At 72.7% G+C, this 16,738-nt stretch carries 13 protein-coding genes; 8 read left to right on the top strand and 5 right to left on the bottom strand.

What is annotated here, in order from left to right; all coding sequences use genetic code 11:
• The 6 genes from brxD to lysA form a co-directional block, all read left to right on the top strand.
• The coding region (brxD, locus tag NBW84_RS04890; RefSeq protein ID WP_250282095.1) for a BREX system ATP-binding protein BrxD at positions 1-863 on the top strand (863 nt) is incomplete at its 5' end.
• A complete protein-coding gene (locus NBW84_RS04895; RefSeq protein WP_250282097.1) occupies positions 860-3,268 on the top strand; it encodes a DEAD/DEAH box helicase in 2,409 nt (802 codons plus the stop codon). The genes brxD and NBW84_RS04895, both read left to right, overlap by 4 nt.
• 67 nt (positions 3,269-3,335) lie before the next feature.
• Entirely contained in the window at positions 3,336-4,400 is a 1,065-nt protein-coding gene (locus NBW84_RS04900) for an NUDIX hydrolase (RefSeq protein WP_250282100.1), read from the top strand.
• A 286-nt stretch (positions 4,401-4,686) separates the two neighbouring features.
• Complete coding sequence (locus NBW84_RS04905; RefSeq protein ID WP_250282103.1) at positions 4,687-4,842, top strand: hypothetical protein; 156 nt, start codon at positions 4,687-4,689, stop codon at positions 4,840-4,842.
• Between the two features lie 71 nt (positions 4,843-4,913).
• A complete protein-coding gene (locus tag NBW84_RS04910) occupies positions 4,914-5,492 on the top strand; it encodes a beta-class carbonic anhydrase (RefSeq protein WP_250282105.1) in 579 nt (192 codons plus the stop codon).
• Between the two features lie 433 nt (positions 5,493-5,925).
• Positions 5,926-7,263, top strand: coding sequence for a diaminopimelate decarboxylase (gene lysA / locus NBW84_RS04915; protein WP_250282108.1), 1,338 nt, complete (start codon positions 5,926-5,928; stop codon positions 7,261-7,263).
• 200 nt (positions 7,264-7,463) lie between these two features.
• Here the strand turns inward: lysA and NBW84_RS04920 are convergent, their stop codons facing one another.
• Positions 7,464-8,309, bottom strand: a complete 846-nt coding sequence (locus NBW84_RS04920) for a histidine phosphatase family protein (protein ID WP_250282110.1) — start codon at positions 8,307-8,309, stop codon at positions 7,464-7,466.
• A gap of 275 nt (positions 8,310-8,584) precedes the next feature.
• On the opposite strand from NBW84_RS04920, the gene treZ reads away from it, so the two are divergent.
• Positions 8,585-10,336 carry a malto-oligosyltrehalose trehalohydrolase gene (treZ, locus tag NBW84_RS04925; protein WP_250282112.1) on the top strand — a complete coding sequence of 584 codons (1,752 nt, stop codon included), beginning with the start codon at positions 8,585-8,587 and terminating at the stop codon, positions 10,334-10,336.
• Between the two features lie 788 nt (positions 10,337-11,124).
• On the opposite strand, the gene zapE is transcribed toward treZ, so the two are convergent.
• Positions 11,125-12,249: a cell division protein ZapE gene (zapE, locus tag NBW84_RS04930; protein WP_250282114.1), complete on the bottom strand. Its 1,125-nt coding sequence runs from the start codon at positions 12,247-12,249 to the stop codon at positions 11,125-11,127.
• Positions 12,250-12,538: 289 nt separating this feature from the next.
• On the opposite strand from zapE, the gene NBW84_RS04935 reads away from it, so the two are divergent.
• Complete coding sequence (locus tag NBW84_RS04935) at positions 12,539-13,363, top strand: pyrimidine reductase family protein (RefSeq protein WP_250282116.1); 825 nt, start codon at positions 12,539-12,541, stop codon at positions 13,361-13,363.
• Positions 13,364-13,434: 71 nt separating this feature from the next.
• Here the strand turns inward: NBW84_RS04935 and NBW84_RS04940 are convergent, their stop codons facing one another.
• The 3 genes from NBW84_RS04940 to NBW84_RS04950 all read right to left on the bottom strand — a co-directional run bounded on the left by NBW84_RS04940 (position 13,435) and on the right by NBW84_RS04950 (position 16,699).
• Positions 13,435-14,679 carry a GTP-binding protein gene (locus NBW84_RS04940; RefSeq protein ID WP_250282118.1) on the bottom strand — a complete coding sequence of 415 codons (1,245 nt, stop codon included), beginning with the start codon at positions 14,677-14,679 and terminating at the stop codon, positions 13,435-13,437.
• 159 nt (positions 14,680-14,838) lie between these two features.
• The gene (gene cysD / locus NBW84_RS04945) at positions 14,839-15,753 is read right to left on the bottom strand and encodes a sulfate adenylyltransferase subunit CysD (RefSeq protein ID WP_250282138.1); all 915 of its coding nucleotides are present in this window, start codon (positions 15,751-15,753) and stop codon (positions 14,839-14,841) included.
• Between the two features lie 199 nt (positions 15,754-15,952).
• Positions 15,953-16,699 (bottom strand): inositol monophosphatase family protein, encoded by a 747-nt coding sequence (locus NBW84_RS04950; protein ID WP_250282140.1) that lies wholly within the window; start codon positions 16,697-16,699, stop codon positions 15,953-15,955.
• Positions 16,700-16,738 lie beyond the last annotated feature (39 nt).

Below are 16,738 nucleotides of genomic sequence, written 5' to 3' on the forward strand. Positions count from 1 at the left end.
GCTACCGGGCGGCGCTGGCCACCGGCGACGAGGCGTCCGCGGCGGCGGTGCTCGCCTGGCTCGGTGGGCAGCCGCACGTCGCGGCGAGCGCCCGCCGGGCCGCCGGGGTGCGCGGCGAGCTGGACCATTTCGGGGCGCTCGGCTTCCTGCAGGGGCTGCTGGTGGTGCTGCGTGACAGCGGCTTCCGCGGTCTGCTCCTCGTCCTCGACGAGGTCGAGACCCTGCAGCGGGTTCGCTCCGACGCGCGGGACAAGGCGCTGAACGCGCTGCGCCAGCTCATCGACGAGGTCCACAGCGGCCGTTTCCCCGGCCTGTTCCTCGTCATCACCGGAACGCCGGCCTTCTATGACGGCCCGCAGGGGGTGGGGCGGCTCGCGCCGCTCGCGCAGCGGCTGGCGACCGACTTCACCACCGACCCGAAGTTCGACAACCCGAGGGCCGTGCAGCTGCGGCTGGCCGGGTTCACCGAGGCGTCGCTGGTCGAGCTCGGCGGGCGGGTCCGGGACCTGTACGCGGCCGGTGCGCCGGGCGACGCGGCCGGCCGGATCGAGAAGCTCGTCGACGACGCCTATCTCGAGGAGCTGGCCGGGGCGGTCGCCGGGCGGCTCGGCGGGAAGGTGGGTGTCACGCCCAGGCTGTTCCTGAAGAAGCTCGTCGGGGACGTGCTCGACCGGGTCGACCAGTTCGACGACTTCGCCCCCAGGCGCGACTACCCGCTGACCATCGGCACGGCCGAAATGACCGACCTGGAACGCAACGCCGCCCGCGCCGACGACATCGACATCGACCTGGACCCGGACGCGGACCCGGACGCGGACCTGGACCCGGATGCGGACCTGGACCTGGGCCCGGGTCCGGCGTGACCGTCGAGCCGGAGGCGTCCGCCGCCGACGCGGCGGATCTGCTGCACCCGGTGGTGCTGCACCACATCGTGAACACCCTGCGGTGGCCGGGGCTGCGGCCGTTGCAGGAAGAGGCGGCCGCGCCGCTGCTCGCCGGTTCGGACGCGCTGCTGCTCGCGCCGACCGCCGGCGGGAAGACCGAGGCGGCGACGTTCCCGGTCCTGTCGCAGATGGCGGCCGAGAACTGGCAGGGGACGTCGGTGCTGTACCTGTGCCCGTTGAAGGCGCTGCTGAACAACCTGGCGCCCCGGCTGGAGACCTACACCGGCTGGCTCGGGCGCCAGGCCGCCGTCTGGCACGGCGACGTGACCGACAGCCGGCGCAACCGGATCCGCCGCGAACGGCCCGACGTCCTGCTCACCACGCCCGAGTCGCTGGAGGCGATGCTCGTCAGCGTCCGCACCGACCATCGCAGCTTCTTCGCCGGCGTCCGCACCGTGATCGTCGACGAGGTCCACGCGTTCGCCGGCGACGACCGTGGCTGGCACCTCCTCGCCGTCCTGGAGCGGCTACGCCGGATCATCGCCGCCGAACAGGCAGGGGAACGAACCGCCGAACGGGCCGCCGCGCACGGCGATCCCTGTGTTCCGCGGAACGCGGTGTCGAACAACGCGGTGTCGATCGGGGGGTTGCAGGTCATCGGCCTGTCGGCGACCGTCGGGAACCCGGCCGAGCTGCTGCGCTGGCTACAGGGCTCGGGTGCGGGCCGGCGCCCGGCCCAGGTCGTCGCGCCGGGCCTGCCGGCCGCGCTTTCCCGGCGGTCTTCCCCGGCGACGGCCCCCGCTGCCGGGGGCGTGGAGGCCGTGACCGGTACCGTGCCGGCGGCCGCTGCCGACGCGTTGCCAGCCAATGTCGAGACGGGCTCGGCCGGCGGCGCGCCGCCGGCACCCGGGCCGCCCACGCCGTCCGCACCGCCCACGCCGTCCGCACCGCCGGCGGGTGAGATCGAGCTGGACTACGTCGCCTCGGTGCCGAACGCGGCAAAGGTGCTGGCCGCCCTGCACCGGGGTGAGAAGCGGCTCGTGTTCTGCGACTCGAAGAAGATCGTCGAGGAGCTCGGGCAGGCGCTGCGTTCCCTCGGGGTGACGACGTTCCTCTCGCACGCGTCGCTGTCCGTCGATGAGCGGCGCCGGTCCGAGGAGGCCTTCGCCCAGGCCCGGGACTGCGTGATCGTCGCCACCAGCACCCTGGAGCTGGGCATCGACGTCGGCGACCTCGACCGGGTCATCCAGATCAACGCCCCGGGAACCGTCGCGTCGTTCCTGCAGCGTCTCGGCCGCACCGGCCGCCGGGCGGGTACGACTCGCAACTGCCTGTTCCTCGCCCTGAACGAGAGTGCGCTCGTGCATGCCGCCGGGCTGTTGCTGCTGTGGGGCCGCGGCTGGGTCGAGCCGGTCGTCGCACCGCCGGAGCCACGGCACATCGTCGCCCAGCAGCTGCTCGCATACTGCCTTCAGGAGAACCGGGTCGGCGACCGGGCCTGGGTGGACGAGTGGAACGGCCTCGCGCCCTTCGACCGCTCGGCGGAGCCGGTCGTGCGCCACCTCGTCCGCATGGGCTACCTGGACTCCGACGGCGGCATGCTGTTCGTCGGCCCCGAGGCGGAGCGCCGCTTCGGCCACCGGCACTTCTCCGAGCTGACCGCGGTCTTCACCGCGGCACCCGAGTTCACCGTCCTGCACGGCCGCGACGAGATAGGCCGCACCGACCCGGTCCTGCTCACCGGCCCCGTCGAGGGCCCGCGGCTGCTGCTGCTCGCCGGCCGCAGCTGGCGGGTCACCCACATCGACTGGAAGCGCCGCCGCTGTTTCGTCGAGCCCGCCGAGAGCGGCGGCCGGGCCCGCTGGCTGGCCCCTGCCGACGGCGCCACGTCCTTCGAGCTGACCAGAGCGATGCGGGATGTCCTGCTCGGCGCCGGCCCGCCGGTCCCCCTCACCCGCCGGGCGGCGCAGCGGCTCGCGGCCGTCCGCGGGAACCACCTCAACGTCGTCCACCCGGGCGGCACAATGATCGTCCGGACGGAGGACCTGACCGACGTCCGTTGGTGGACCTGGGCCGGCGAAGGCGCCAACCGCACCCTCACCGCGAGCCTCGGCGACCTCGCCGACCCCCTCCAGACCCCGGCCGCCTCCTACCTGCGCCTGCGCACCGACCTGACCCCGGCCAGCTGGCAGGCCGCGACCGCGGGCCTGCAGTCCCGCCTCTGCCTCCCCCACGTCACCGGCGAGGCCCTGGCCGGCCTGAAGTTCAGCGCCGCCCTCCCCCCGCGCCTGGCCGAAGCCACCCTCGCCACCCGCCTCGCCGACCTCCCCGCCGCCGCCACCGTCCTGCGCGAGCCCGTCCGGTTCACCGCCCTGGGAACCTGACCGAGCCCGGCGAAACCGTCCGAGGAGGGGGATGCCGCTCGTCCGGGCGCGGCCTAACATGTGACGAATGGCCGATCTGACGGGTGGGGAGCGCCGGGATCCGCTGAGCGCGCCACGGCGGCCGGTGCCGCCGGACCTCGCCCGGCGGGCGGCCGCCTTCCAGGCCGGTCACGGCCAAGCGGTCGCGACCCGCGACGCCGCCACCGTCGCGCTGCTCCGGGACGCCGAGAACGGGACGGGCATCCAGGTCTGCCTGCTGCGCCGGGTGTCGACGATGGCCTTCGCCGCCGGCATGCACGTCTTCCCCGGCGGGACGGTGGACCCGGCCGACGTCGCCGCCCAGCCGCGGTGGTTCGGCACCGCCGAGACGGGCTCCGCGACAGACTCCGCGACAGCCATCGGAACGGACACGGGAACGGACGTCGGAACGGACACGGGAACGGACGTCGGCGCGGCCCTCGACGCCGAGCCGGCGCTGGCCCGCGCCCTGGTGTGCGCCGCCGTGCGGGAGACGTTCGAGGAGAGCGGCGTGCTGCTCGCCGGGCCCGGCACGGACAGCGTCGCCGACGTCACCGATCCCAGCTGGGAGACCGACCGTCTCGCGCTGGAGAAGAGGCAGCTCAGCATGGCCGCCCTGCTGGCCCGCCGGGGCCTGGGCCTGCGCGTCGACCTGCTGCGCCCGTGGGCACGCTGGGTGACTCCCGAGGTGGAGCCCCGCCGGTACGACACCCGCTTCTTCATCGCCGCCATGCCGGTCGAGCAGCGGACCCGCCCGATACCCGGCGAGTCCGACCGGCTGCTGTGGCTGTCACCGGCCACGGCCCTCGCCGAACACCTGGCGGGACGGCTGGCGATGCTGCCGCCCACCGCGCACACGCTGCGGGAACTGGCCGAGCACGCATCCGTCGCGGCCGTCCTGGCGGCAGCGCGCACCCGGGACCTCCGCCCGGTGCGTCCGAAGATCCTCATCCGTGACGGAGAGGCTCACCTGCTCCTCCCGCACGACGACGGCTACGACCTCCTCCCGGACAACGACGGCCCCGGCCGCACACCCGGCCCCGGTGGACGCGGCGGGGATTCCAGCGCGCCGCGGCCGCCGCGGCCGGCCCGCACGCCACCCCCCGCAGCCTGACAGGGCAGGCCGACGGCACGGACAGCCCGCGGCCCGGCACGGCGCGTCCGACCCCGCGGTGCGGGCGTCCGGCGGGCCGGCTTTCCCGGGCATACCCGTCCGAACCGGAATGACACGGAGCTGTCCGGCCAGCGGTTTCCGCAAGATTCACTCTTGATGATGCCGACGGGCTTCGGCCGGCACACGCCGCGAGCAGTTCTTAGGAGTCCTTGACAGTTCATTGTCCACCTTGTCTACTGACTGCGTAGACAAACGTGAGTATTCCGGCGGCAAAGGAGATCTCCCGATGCCCAGGCTCTCCCGCGGCGACCGGTACGGCCTGGCGCGTGACACGAACTGGACGTTCGGCTGCGTCGACGAGGCCGACGTGTTTCCCGAGGAGCCGCCGTACCGCGTAGTTCCAGCCGTACCGGGATTCCGGACAGGGATTCCGGCCGCGTAACGCTGACAGACCGGTCACCACGTCAACAGACACGTCAACAGATCAGTCACCACGTCAAAGGAGCGTTGCAGATGTCTGTTCTGCCTGAAGTCATCGCGGCCAACGCCGAGTACGCCGCCTCGTTCGGTGACAAGAGCGAGCTGGCCCTGCCGCCGGCGCGGGGCTTCGCCATTCTCACCTGCATGGACGCCCGGCTGGACCCGGCCAGGTACGCCGGGCTCAGCGAGGGCGACGCCCACGTGATCCGCAACGCCGGCGGGCGCGCCAGCGACGACGCGATCCGCTCGCTGGTGATCTCGTACAAGCTGCTGGGCACCAAGGAGTGGTTCGTCATCCACCACAGCGACTGCGGGATGGAGTTCTTCACCGACGAGGTGATCCGCGGCCTGCTCGCCAACAGCCTGGAGACCGCCGCCCTCGGCGACCAGGGCTTCCACGACGTCGGCACCGGCCCGGGCGCCCGTGAGGGCGACTACATCGACTGGCTGACGATCTCCGACCAGGCCACCAGCGTGACCGAGGACGTCCGCCGGGTCCGCAGCCACCCGCTCGTCCCCGGGCGTATCCCGATCTACGGCTACATCTACGACGTCAAGAGCGGCCTGCTCGTCGAGGTCCCGACCGCCACCGAAGCCGGCCGGGCCTCATAGCCCGGACCGCCTCATAGCCCGGATCACAGGCGGCAGGCGGCACAGGCCGGCCGGGACCGGCGAGGCGGCACAGGCCGGCCGTGCGCCTGAGCCGGCCCGCACGCGGCGGTCAAAGGCCCGGGGTGCGGTCAAACCGGGGCGGCTTCAGTATTCTGGGCGGGTCGGCGCTGAACCTGCGCCCCGGGTCGCGGGTACGTCGGACGGTGGGTCTGATCCGCCTCGCCCGGGCACCTCCACCGGCCCGTCGACGACAAGCGCACCGGCTTGTCGACGGCGAGCCGCACGCTGGAGCGTGCCTGTCGGCGCGGCCGTGAACCGGAGGTTCAGGCCGCCACCTGCCCGCGGGATCCCGGCCGTCCGGGGTGCTGCGGCAGGCACCACCCCAGCTCGCGACGATCGCCATGGTGCGTGACTCATCATCCGGGAGAAGGCATTGGATCGTTTCGCGTACCGGGACGGCGTGCTGTACGTGGAGGACGTCGCCATGGAGGAGATCGCGGCCCGTTTCGGCACGCCGGTCTACGTGTACTCGCACGGCACCCTCGTCACCCACCTGCGGCAGGTGGCGGACGCGTTCGCCGAGCTCAAGCCGCTGATCTGCTTCTCGGCCAAGGCGCTGAGCAACATCCACCTGCTGCGCGGCCTCGCCGCGGCGGGCGCCGGTGTGGACGTCGTCAGCGGCGGCGAGCTGTACCGGGCGCTGCTGGCCGGGGTGCCCGCGCCGCGGATCGTCTTCGCCGGCGTGGGCAAGTCCGACGAGGAGCTGCGGTACGCGGTGCGCTCCGGCATCCGCTGCGTCAACGTGGAGTCCGAGGGTGAGATGCGCGCCCTCGCCCGGGCGGCGGCCGACTGCCAGCTGCCGGTGGGGGCGGCCGTGCGGGTCAACCCGGACGTCGCGGCCGGCTCCCGCACCCCGGCCAAGACCACGACCGGGCGCCGCGGCGGCAAGTTCGGGATCGACCTCGACCAGGTGCACGAGGTGTACCGGCTGGCCGTGGAGGACCGCTGGCTGCGGCCGGCGGGCCTGCACTTCCACATCGGCTCCCCGATCTTCGACCCGCGGGCCTACGGCGACGCCCTGGACAAGGTGCTGACCCTGGCGGAGAAGCTGACCGCCGACGGCGCCCCCGTCCCGACGATCAACATCGGCGGCGGTTTCCCCGCGGACTACGAGGGAGCCGGCGTCCCGGGATGGCCGGACTTCGCCGCCGTGATCGCGCCGAAGCTGCGCTCCTTCGTGGCCGCCGGCGGCACGGTCGTCATGGAGCCCGGCCGCTCGATCGCGGCCAACGCCGGCGTGCTGCTGGCCGGCGTGCGCTACCTGAAGACCTCCGGCTCACGGAACGTCGTGATCACCGACACCGGGATGAGCCACCTGATCCGGACCGCCTTCTACGACACGTTCCACTTCCTGTGGCCGGCCCGGCCGCAGGGCGGCCTGTCCCCAGTGAGCCGTACCGGCGAGCACGACCAGCCGGGCCTGACACGCTACGACGTCGCGGGCCCGGTGTGCGAGTCCAGCGACTACCTCGCGAAGGACCGGCTGCTGCCGCCGCTGCGGCCCGGGGACGTGCTGGCCGTCTTCACCGCCGGCGCCTACGGCATGACGATGGCCAGCCACTACAACAGCCTGCCCCGCCCCGCGGAGGTGCTGGTCGACGGCGGGGACGTCCGGCTGATCCGGCGCCGCGAGACCTACGAGGACCTCGTCCACGCGGAACTGGACACCGCCCTGGAAGACGCCGTTCTGGAAACCGAGCCCGCCAGCTGAACGCCGGCCAGGCGGCACGCATCCTGTCCGCAACCACCCGCGCAGGACATGCTCGGCGCGAGTTTGTTGTCGTGCGCGCTTTTGGCCGCGTCAGCGTACACAGTGACAAACTCGCGCCGATCTTCTCCCGACGCGTGCCGCTGTTCGCGGGGACACGTGCGGGTCTCCGATGCCGCCGTGGGACGGGCAGCCCCGCGCCGTCAGCCGGTACCGGCGCCGGGACGGCCGCTGGCGGGACGGCCGCTGGGGGGACGGCCGCTGGGGGGATGCTCGCTGGCGGGACGGCCGCCGCGCGGGTGCTCTTCGGGTATCCGGCCGCTCCGGAGATGGCCGGTCAGGTTGTACTCGGCCAGGCGCAGCCGTCCGGCGTCCGCCACCCAGCGGGTGACGGACGCGTTGGCGACCGAACCGCTCAGCGCCACCAGCTCGGCCTCGGTCAGGCCCTCGAGAACGAACCGGAACATGATCACGACGGCGTCGTGCGCGGCGACGAGCACCCGGCGGCCGGCCTGCTCCCGGCAGGCGTCCCGCAGGAAGCTGCGCAGCCGCAGCGCCACGTCGGTGAGGGACTCACCGCCCGGCGGCCGGTAGTAGAGCTCCCCGAGATGGGCCCGCCGCCGCACCTCGTCGGGAAACCGGGCCTGCCTGGCGGCCGAGGTCAGCCCGTTCAGCACGCCCGTCTCACGGTCTCGCAGCCGCTCGTCGAGGCGCGGCGGGGGGAGCGGGTGGCCGGCGCGGGCCAGCTCGTCGCGCACGGCACGGGCGGTGTCGTGCGCGCGGGCGTACGGCGAGGACAGCACGACCTGCGGGAGACGTTCCGGCGGCAGCGAGGCGAACCAGCGGCCGAGGTCGCCGGCCTGCTCCCGGCCGAGCGGCGACAGCGGGACGTCGGGATTCCGCTCGGTGACACCGGTGTCGAACGCACCGGCGGCCTCGGCCGCGGCGAGGGCTGCGTTGCCGATGCTCTGCCCGTGCCGCACCACGACGAGTTCCGCCGGCACGCCCCACGCGGCGGCACCATCTGCTGGCGCTATGTGCACGATCACAGCGTATCCGCAATACTTGAACACAGCCGCGACAACCGGGTCGTGATCCGTCCCGGAACCAGCCGAAACCCCGGCGGGACGGACCCGATCCATGCTGCCCTGAGACATGGGGCAGGACGAAACCGGGGCGATCACACGATCGCACGATCAGCGGAGGGCCGCTCGACGCAACGTCAACCGGAACGTCAGGTAGATACGCGACACCACACCTGTAACGGCGCCGTGAAATCGAGATCACAGATGCTCATGCAATCGACAACGGGTAGACAGTACCGATGAGCACTTTCCGCGTGTGGGTGCCAGATGCCAAGACGGTAGGTGTAGCCACCAGCACGGACGGTCGCGAAACCATCCACGAGATGATGACCGACGAGGGCGGCTGGTGGTGGGTCAACGTGCCCGCGGCCGGGCACGGCACCGACTACGCCTTCCTCGTCGACGGCGACGTCGACGAGCTGCCCGACCCGCGCTCGGCCTGGCAGCCGCACGGCGTCCACGGCCGCTCCCGCCTGGTCGACCACTCGCTGTTCCCCTGGTCCGACAGTGCCTGGCGGGGCATCACGCTCGCCGGCAGCGTCCTCTACGAGCTGCACATCGGCACGTTCACCCCGGAAGGCACCTTCGACGCAGCCATCGGACGGCTCGACCACCTCGTGGCGCTCGGGGTCGACGCGGTCGAGCTGCTGCCCGTCAACGCCTTCGCCGGCCGGCACGGCTGGGGGTACGACGGCGTGGACCTCTACGCCGTCCACGAGCCCTACGGCGGCCCGGACGGGCTCAAGCGCTTCGTGGACGCGGCCCACAGCCGGGGCATCGGCGTGATCATGGACGTGGTCTACAACCACCTCGGGCCGGACGGCAACTACCTGGCCCGGTTCGGCCCCTACTTCACCGACTCCCACGTCACGCCCTGGGGGCCCGCGGTCAACCTCGACGCGCCCGGCTCGGACGAGGTCCGGGCGTTCATCGTCGACAACGCGCTCGGCTGGCTGCGGCACTACCACTGCGACGGCCTGCGGCTGGACGCGGTGCACGCCTTCGCCGACAACCGGGCCGTCCACCTGCTGGAGGAGATCACCACGGCGGTGCACAGCCTCGCCGCCCAGCAGCGCCGGCCGCTGTTCGTCATCGCCGAGTCCGACCTGAACGACCCCCGGGTGGTCACCGCCCGCGAAGCCGGCGGGTACGGCCTGGACGCGCAGTGGTGCGACGACGTCCACCACGCCCTGTGGGCGGCGCTGTCCGGCGAGCGCCAGGGGTACTACAGCGACTTCGGCAGCCTCGCCACCCTCGCCAAGGCGATGGAGCACGCGTTCGTCCACGACGGAACGTACTCGACGTTCCGGGGGCGCTCCCACGGCCGCCCGGTGCCGGGCCACCTGCCCGCCCACCGGTTCATCACGTTCCTCCAGGACCACGACCAGGTCGGCAACCGGGCGGTCGGCGACCGGGCGAGCGCGACGCTGAGCCCCGGCCTGCTCAAGGTCGGGGCCGCGCTGCTGCTGACCTCCCCGTTCACGCCGATGCTGTTCATGGGCGAGGAGTGGGGCGCGACCACGCCCTGGCAGTTCTTCAGCGACCACGACGCGCCGGGCCTGGCCGACGCCGTCCGCAAGGGCCGCCGCGGCGAGTTCGCCGCGCACGGCTGGGGGCCCGACGAGATCCCCGACCCCCAGGACGAGGCGACGTTCGCCCGCTCCAGGCTCGACTGGTCGCAGCTGAGCGTCCCCCGGCACGCCGGGCTGCTGCAGTGGCACCGGCGGCTGACCGCGCTGCGCAGGACCCTGCCCGGCCTCACCGACCCCGCCCTGCCGAAGGTGCACTGCACCTTCGACGAGGACGCCCGGTGGTTCGTGCTGCGCCGCGGGCAGGTCGCCGTCGTGTGCAACCTGTCCGACCGGCGCCAGCCGGTGCCGGTCGAGGGTGTGCCCTTCGACATCCCGGCCGCCTCCGCCACCGGTTTCACCTTCATGCCGGGACGCATCGAACTGGACGCCGAGTCAGTCGTGATCGCCCGGCTGCTCTGAACGCGCCGGAATTCGTCCCGCCGGCCCGGGCCGGCGGGACAGGTTTTCCCCGGGCCGCGTTTCCCGCGGGCCGGGAAAACCGCCCCGCGAGCGGCATGAATCCATGCGGGGACGCGCGGCCCGCGGCACAGGGGCCCACGCGGGCCGTGTGCGCCCCTGCCCGGTCCGCACGGATCATCCGCCGATACGCGTGAATCCGCGCGAATAAGCACGAATACGCATGAACCCACGTTGACATGCACAAGAAGACGCTGATACGCACAAATACATGCGAACTTGTATGTGTGCGCGTGAATATGTGCAGACACGTCCCGATGTGCGCCGGCCCGCGTGTGCGCGCCGGCCCGCGTGTGCGCGCCGGCCCGCGTGCGTGCCGGCCCGCGTGCGTGCCGGCTCCCGTCAGAGCCGCCGGTCCTGCTCCTCGGCGCCGGACAGCACGAGATACAGCAGCCCGAGGATGCAGACGGACAGCACCAGCACGACGACCAGCAGAACGATGTAGTCCGTCATCCGTCCCCATCCCCTCCGGGCCGCCTCCGACGCGACGGGCCGGCGACGACGCGGACCCGGCCGCGACCACCACCCGGCTGCCGGGTGCGGCGGCGTCCCCCGATGCCCACCGACATCCGTCGGCATCCATCGGCATCCGCCGGCGATATGTCCACCGGGGTGCTCGGTCGGCCCGGCGCGCTCGGCCCGTGTGGCGACAAGTGTCCCGCCACCCGGGCGACGGGACAACCGTCGCGGCGCCCACCCGGGCGGCTGGGGGCTGGGGGCTGGGCGGACGGTCAGCCGCCGGTGCTCGCCGAGCCCTCCCAGACGACCATCTCGTCGGACCCGCCGTCACGGGCGAGCGCGGACAGCCGCGACACCGCGCGCTGGAACTTCTTGCGGTGCGGGCCGGCGAACATCTCCGGGGAGAACAGCTCGTCGAAGGGCAGGCCGGACGCCGCGACGGGCAGCGACCGGTCGTAGAGCCGGTCGGCGAGGACGACCAGCCGCAGCGCCACCGCCTGGTCGACCACCTGGGCCACCCCGTGCAGGCAGACCAGGCCGACATCGTCGACCAGCGCGCCGTAGCGGGACGGGTGCAGCTCGCCCAGGTGCGCGCACAGGGTGGCGAAGTCATCCTCGCTGGCGGTCGGGATGGCCGCGGCGCGACGGCTGACCTCCTGGTCGTCCAGGGGCACCGGGGGCTTGGGCAGGCCGCGGTGGCGGAAGTCCTCACCCTCGACCCGCAGGACGTGGAACTGCGCGGACAGCCCCTGGATCTCGCGCAGGAAGTCGTCGGCGCCGAACCGGCCGGCCCCGAGGTCCTCCGGCTGGGTGTTGCTCGTCGCCGCCAGCCGGACACCCGACTCCACCAGCCTGGTCAGCAGCGTGGAGACGAGGACGGTGTCGCCGGGGTCGTCCAGCTCGAACTCGTCGATGGCCAGCAGCCGCAGGCCGGCGAGCGCGTCCACTGTCCGGGCGAACCCGAGCGCGCCGACCAGGGAGGTGATCTCGACAAACGTCCCGTACGCCTTGGGCCCCGGCGCGGCGTGCCACAGCGAGGCGAGCAGGTGGGTCTTGCCGACCCCGAAGCCGCCGTCGAGATAGACCCCGGGACGGGTGGGGCCCGCGCCGGCACCGGCGGCCACCGGCCCGCCGTGGCGGGTGCTGCGCCCACCGCTGTTACGGCGGCCGAAGCGCAGCAGGCCGCGCCCGCCGGCGGGCTCCCCCGCCCGGCTGCCGCCGGCGACCCGGCTGGCGAACTGGCCGAGTGCCACGACGGCGGCGGCCTGGCTCGGCTCGGCGGGATCCGGCCGATAGGTGTCGAAACGGACGTCGTTGAACCGCGGCGGTGGCAGCAGGGCCGCGACCAGATCGTCCGGGGGTACCTGAGGATGGCGGTCGACCAGACGTTCCGGCATTTCCACACCTTACGAAAAACCATCGGGCTGATGTTGTCCCAAGAAGTGTCACGCGAGCGAGCTCACATCTTTTTCGCCCCGGACGCTGTGACTTCCGGTCTCCCGCGTCCGGTCCGGTTGCTTTTCAGAAGGCACAATGGACGGCGCGGGCCCGGACAACCCGGGAAGACACGGCAACGGCACAGCACGACACGACACGACAACGGCACAGCACAACAACGGCACCGCACGGCGCAGCCCTGGAAGGCGCAGCGGCCCGGTGCGCCCCGGTGAGAATAGAGTTGCCGGAGTGCGCCACCTGTTGTCCGGCAATGCCGATGTCGCGGCCAGTACCCACTCGGCGGGCAGCGCCGATGTCACGGACGGTGCCGGCGTTACGACCGGTGCCGGTACCAGCAGCGGCGCCGTGGGCGCCGTCGACCTGGACGCCTGCTACCGGCTGCCGCCGCTCGCCGCCGGGCAGGTGCACGTCCGGTCGAACTTCGTCTCGTCGGTCGACGGGGCCACCGAGGTCGACGGCCGGTCCGGCGCCCTGGGCGGGAGCGCCGACCGCCGGGTCTTCCGGCTGCTGCGCTGGCTCGCCGACGTCGTCCTCGTCGGTGCCGGCACCGTGGTTGCCGAGGACTACGGGCCGGTCATCGTCCCGCCCGACCGGCGCGAGCGGCGGGTCGCGGCCGGGCAGGACGCGGTCCCGCCGGTCGCCGTCGTCTCCGCGGCCCTGCGGCTGGACCCGTCCGCCCGGCTGTTCGCTGTGCCGGTGCGCCCGCTGGTGCTGACCTGCGAGGCCGCGCCCCCCGCCCGGCGCAAGGCGCTCGCGGAGGTCGCCGACGTCCTGGTCTGCGGTGAACGCAGAGTGGATCCCGCTGTGGCCCTGCGTGCCCTGGGCGAGCGAGGGCTGGGCCGCGTCCTGTGCGAGGGCGGGCCGTCCCTGCACGCCGACCTCGCGGACGCCGGCCTGCTCGACGAGCTGTGCGTGACCATTGCCCCGCTGCTCGCCGGCCCCGACCATCTGCGGATGGTCCGCGGCCGGCGCTGGCAGGCCCCACTGACGATGACGCTCAGTCAGGTCCTCGAGGAGGACGGCAACCTGTTCCTGCGCTACCTGCGCCGCTGACCAGCCGCGCGGCCACCGTGCGGCCACCGTGTGGCCACCCGTGGCGGACCGTGTCCAGAGCGGGTCGTCGCTCAGAGGAGCATGCCGGCGCCGACGGTGGCCCCGGTGGCCTCGTCGATGAGGAGCACGCTGCCGGTCGTGCGGTTGCGCCGGTACGGGTCGAAGCACAACGGCGCGGTCGTGCGCACCGTCACCCGGCCGATATCGTTCAGCCGCAGCTCGGCGACGGAGTCGTCCCGGTGCAGGGTGTCGACGTCCACCCGGTAGGCGATATTTTTGATCACGCTGCGGACGGACCGGGTGGTGTGCTTGATCGCGAGCCGGGCCCGGGGCCGCAGCGGCGCGTCCACCATCCAGCAGACCATCAGGTCGATGTCCTGACCGACCGCCGGCTGGTTCGCCGGCCGGGCGATCATGTCCCCGCGGGAGACGTCCAGGTCGTCCTCGAGCCGGACCGTCACCGACATCGGCGGGAACGCCTCCGCCACCGGCCCGTCATAGGTGTCGATCGCGGCGATGCGCGAGGTCAGCCCGGACGGCAGAACGATCACCTCGTCCCCCGGCTTGAGAACACCGCCGGCGACCTGGCCGGCGTAGCCGCGGTAGTCGTGCAGCTCGTCGGTGCGCGGCCGGACCACCCACTGCACCGGGAAACGGACGTCGATGAGGTTGCGGTCGGAGGCGATGTGCAGCTCCTCCAGGTGGTGCAGCAGCGAGGTGCCCTCGTACCAGGGGGTGCTCGGCGACCGGGAGACCAGGTTGTCCCCGCCGAGCGCGGAGATCGGGATGGTCGCCACGTCGACGATCTCCAGCTTGGCGACGAACGCCCGGAAATCGTCCTTGATCCTCTCGAACACGCCCTCGTCGAAATCGACCAGGTCCATCTTGTTCACGCACAGGACGAGATGGGGGACCCGCAGCAGCGACGCGAGGAAGGCGTGCCGCCGGGTCTGCTGGAGCACCCCCTTGCGGGCGTCGACCAGCAGCAACGCGAGGTCGGCGGTGGAGGCGCCGGTGACCATGTTGCGGGTGTACTGCACGTGGCCAGGGGTGTCGGCGAGAATGAACGACCGTTTCGGGGTGGCGAAGTAACGGTAGGCGACGTCGATGGTGATGCCCTGCTCACGCTCGGCCCGCAGCCCGTCGGTGAGCAGCGCCAGGTCGACATAGCCGTCCCCACGTTCCCGGCTGGTGCGCTCCACCGCGGCCAGCTGGTCGGAGAACAGCGACTTGGTGTCGAACAGCAGCCGTCCGATCAGCGTGGACTTGCCGTCGTCGACAGAACCCGCGGTGGCGACCCGCAGCAGTTCCCTCATCACACCTCTCCAGAACGCGTCTGGGCACCCGGAACCAACACCTGCGACACATCCGTCACGGTCATCGCGACCGCCACGGCCATCGGAAGATCGAAAGAACTGCCCCGGCCATCGGAGGACGACCGCCGCAGCAGCCCATCGGAACCGCCGCAACGGCCATCAGAAATAGCCCTCCCGTTTGCGGTCCTCCATCGCCGCCTCGCTGACCCGGTCGTCGGCCCGGGTAGCGCCGCGTTCGGTGATCCTGGTGGTCGCGACCTCGGCGATCACCTCGTCGACCGTCACCGCGCCCGACGCGATCGCCCCCGTGCAGGACATGTCACCCACCGTCCGGTAGCGGACCTGGCGGGAAAGTACCCGCTCCCCCGCCAGCGGCGGTGTCAGCGGGGTCACCGCGAGCAGCATGCCGTCGCGCTCCACCACCTCCCGGGTGTGCGCGTAGTAGATCGACGGGATCTCCAGGTTCTCCTGCGCGATGTAACGCCAGATGTCGAGCTCGGTCCAGTTCGACAGCGGGAACACCCGGATGTGCTCGCCGGGCCGGTGCCGGCCGTTGTAGAGCGACCACAGCTCGGGACGCTGGTTCTTCGGGTCCCACTGGCCGAACTCGTCCCGGAAGGAGTAGAAGCGCTCCTTCGCCCGGGCCTTCTCCTCGTCCCGCCGCGCCCCGCCGAAGACGGCGTCGAACCTGTTCTCCTCGATGGTGTCGAGCAGCACCGGCGTCTGGAGCTGGTTACGGGAAGCGCCGGGACGGGTGTCCTCGGTGATGGTGCCGGCGTCGATGGCGTCCTGGACGGAGCCCACGACCAGGCGGGCGGACAGCTGCACGGCCCGGGCGTCCCGGAAGGCCATCACCTCGGGGAAGTTGTGGCCGGTGTCGATATGCACCAGCGGGAAGGGCAGCTTCGCCGGCCAGAACGCCTTCTCCGCGACCCGGAGCATGACGATCGAGTCCTTGCCGCCGGAGAACAGCAGCGCGGGACGCTCGAACTCGGCCACCACCTCGCGGAAGATGTGGATCGCCTCGGACTCGAGCGTCTGCAGATGGGTGAGCTCGTAGCCGATCGCGGGCACGCGGAATCCCCCGTCGAGAACAGTGGCGAAAGCCGGCGGATGATTCCACCCAACGTAGCCCACGAAGCGGCCCCCGGGACAGCGACTCCGGCGGGCGCGCGGCGACCAGCGGCCAGTAACCGTCGATCACTGATCGCCAGCCACTGATCGCCAGCCGGTGGCTGCCAGCCGGTGGGCGGCCGCTCGTGACCGGCACCGATCAGCCGGCACCGATCAGCGTCAGGATCTCGGCGGCCAGTTCGGGACGGCAGACCAGCAGGTCCGGCTGGAACGGGTCCGCCCGGTTGTAGACCAGCGCGGATCCGTCGAGCCGGCTGGTGTGCAGGCCCACCGCGCGGGCGACGGCCACCGGCGCGGCCGAGTCCCACTCGTACTGGCCGCCGGCGTGCAGATAGGCGTCTGCCGTGCCACGGACGACCGCCGCCACCTTCGCGCCGGCGGAACCCAGCGGCACGACCGTGCCACCCAGCGCCTCGGCCACCGTGCTGACCAGCGTGGGGGCCCTGGTCCGGCTGGCCACCAGCCGCGGGCCGCCACCACCTGCAGGCGGGGCGGGGGCGACAGCCGGGGCAGCCGGGGCAGCCGGCCTGTTGGTCGTCAGCGTGACGCCCTGCGCCGGGAGCGCGACAGCGCCCACGGCCAGCTCGCCGTCCTGCCACAGCGCCACGTGCACCGCCCAGTCGCAGCGGCCCGGCTCGCTGAACTCCCGGGTCCCGTCCAACGGGTCGATGATCCACACTCGGCGGGCGGTGAGCCGGGCGGGGTCATCGGCCGCCTCCTCGGACAGGACCGCGTCCTGGCCGCGGTGGCGGGCCAGCGCGGCCGCCAGCAGCGCCTGCGAACGGGTGTCGCCGGCGTCCCGCAGCGCGGCGGGATCGGCGAACCCCCGCTCGGCACGGATCCGCAGCAGCAGCGCGCCCGCGTCGGTGGCCAGCCGCGCCGCCAACGCGGCGTCATCGAGCGCGGGAACGACGCGGGCCGGGCC

Source organism: Protofrankia sp. CiP1_Cm_nod2 (assembly GCF_920664355.1).
Classification (GTDB): domain Bacteria; phylum Actinomycetota; class Actinomycetes; order Frankiales; family Frankiaceae; genus Protofrankia.

Bases quoted from the DNA above. Each gene is read 5' to 3' on its own strand.
- NBW84_RS04905 (WP_250282103.1), top strand. From the start codon at position 4,687: ATGCCCAGGCTCTCCCGCGGCGACCGGTACGGCCTGGCGCGTGACACG.
- treZ (WP_250282112.1), top strand. From the start codon at position 8,585: ATGAGCACTTTCCGCGTGTGGGTGCCAGATGCCAAGACGGTAGGTGTA.
- NBW84_RS04900 (WP_250282100.1), top strand. From the start codon at position 3,336: ATGGCCGATCTGACGGGTGGGGAGCGCCGGGATCCGCTGAGCGCGCCA.
- zapE (WP_250282114.1), bottom strand. From the start codon at position 12,249: ATGCCGGAACGTCTGGTCGACCGCCATCCTCAGGTACCCCCGGACGAT.
- NBW84_RS04940 (WP_250282118.1), bottom strand. From the start codon at position 14,679: ATGAGGGAACTGCTGCGGGTCGCCACCGCGGGTTCTGTCGACGACGGC.
- NBW84_RS04910 (WP_250282105.1), top strand. From the start codon at position 4,914: ATGTCTGTTCTGCCTGAAGTCATCGCGGCCAACGCCGAGTACGCCGCC.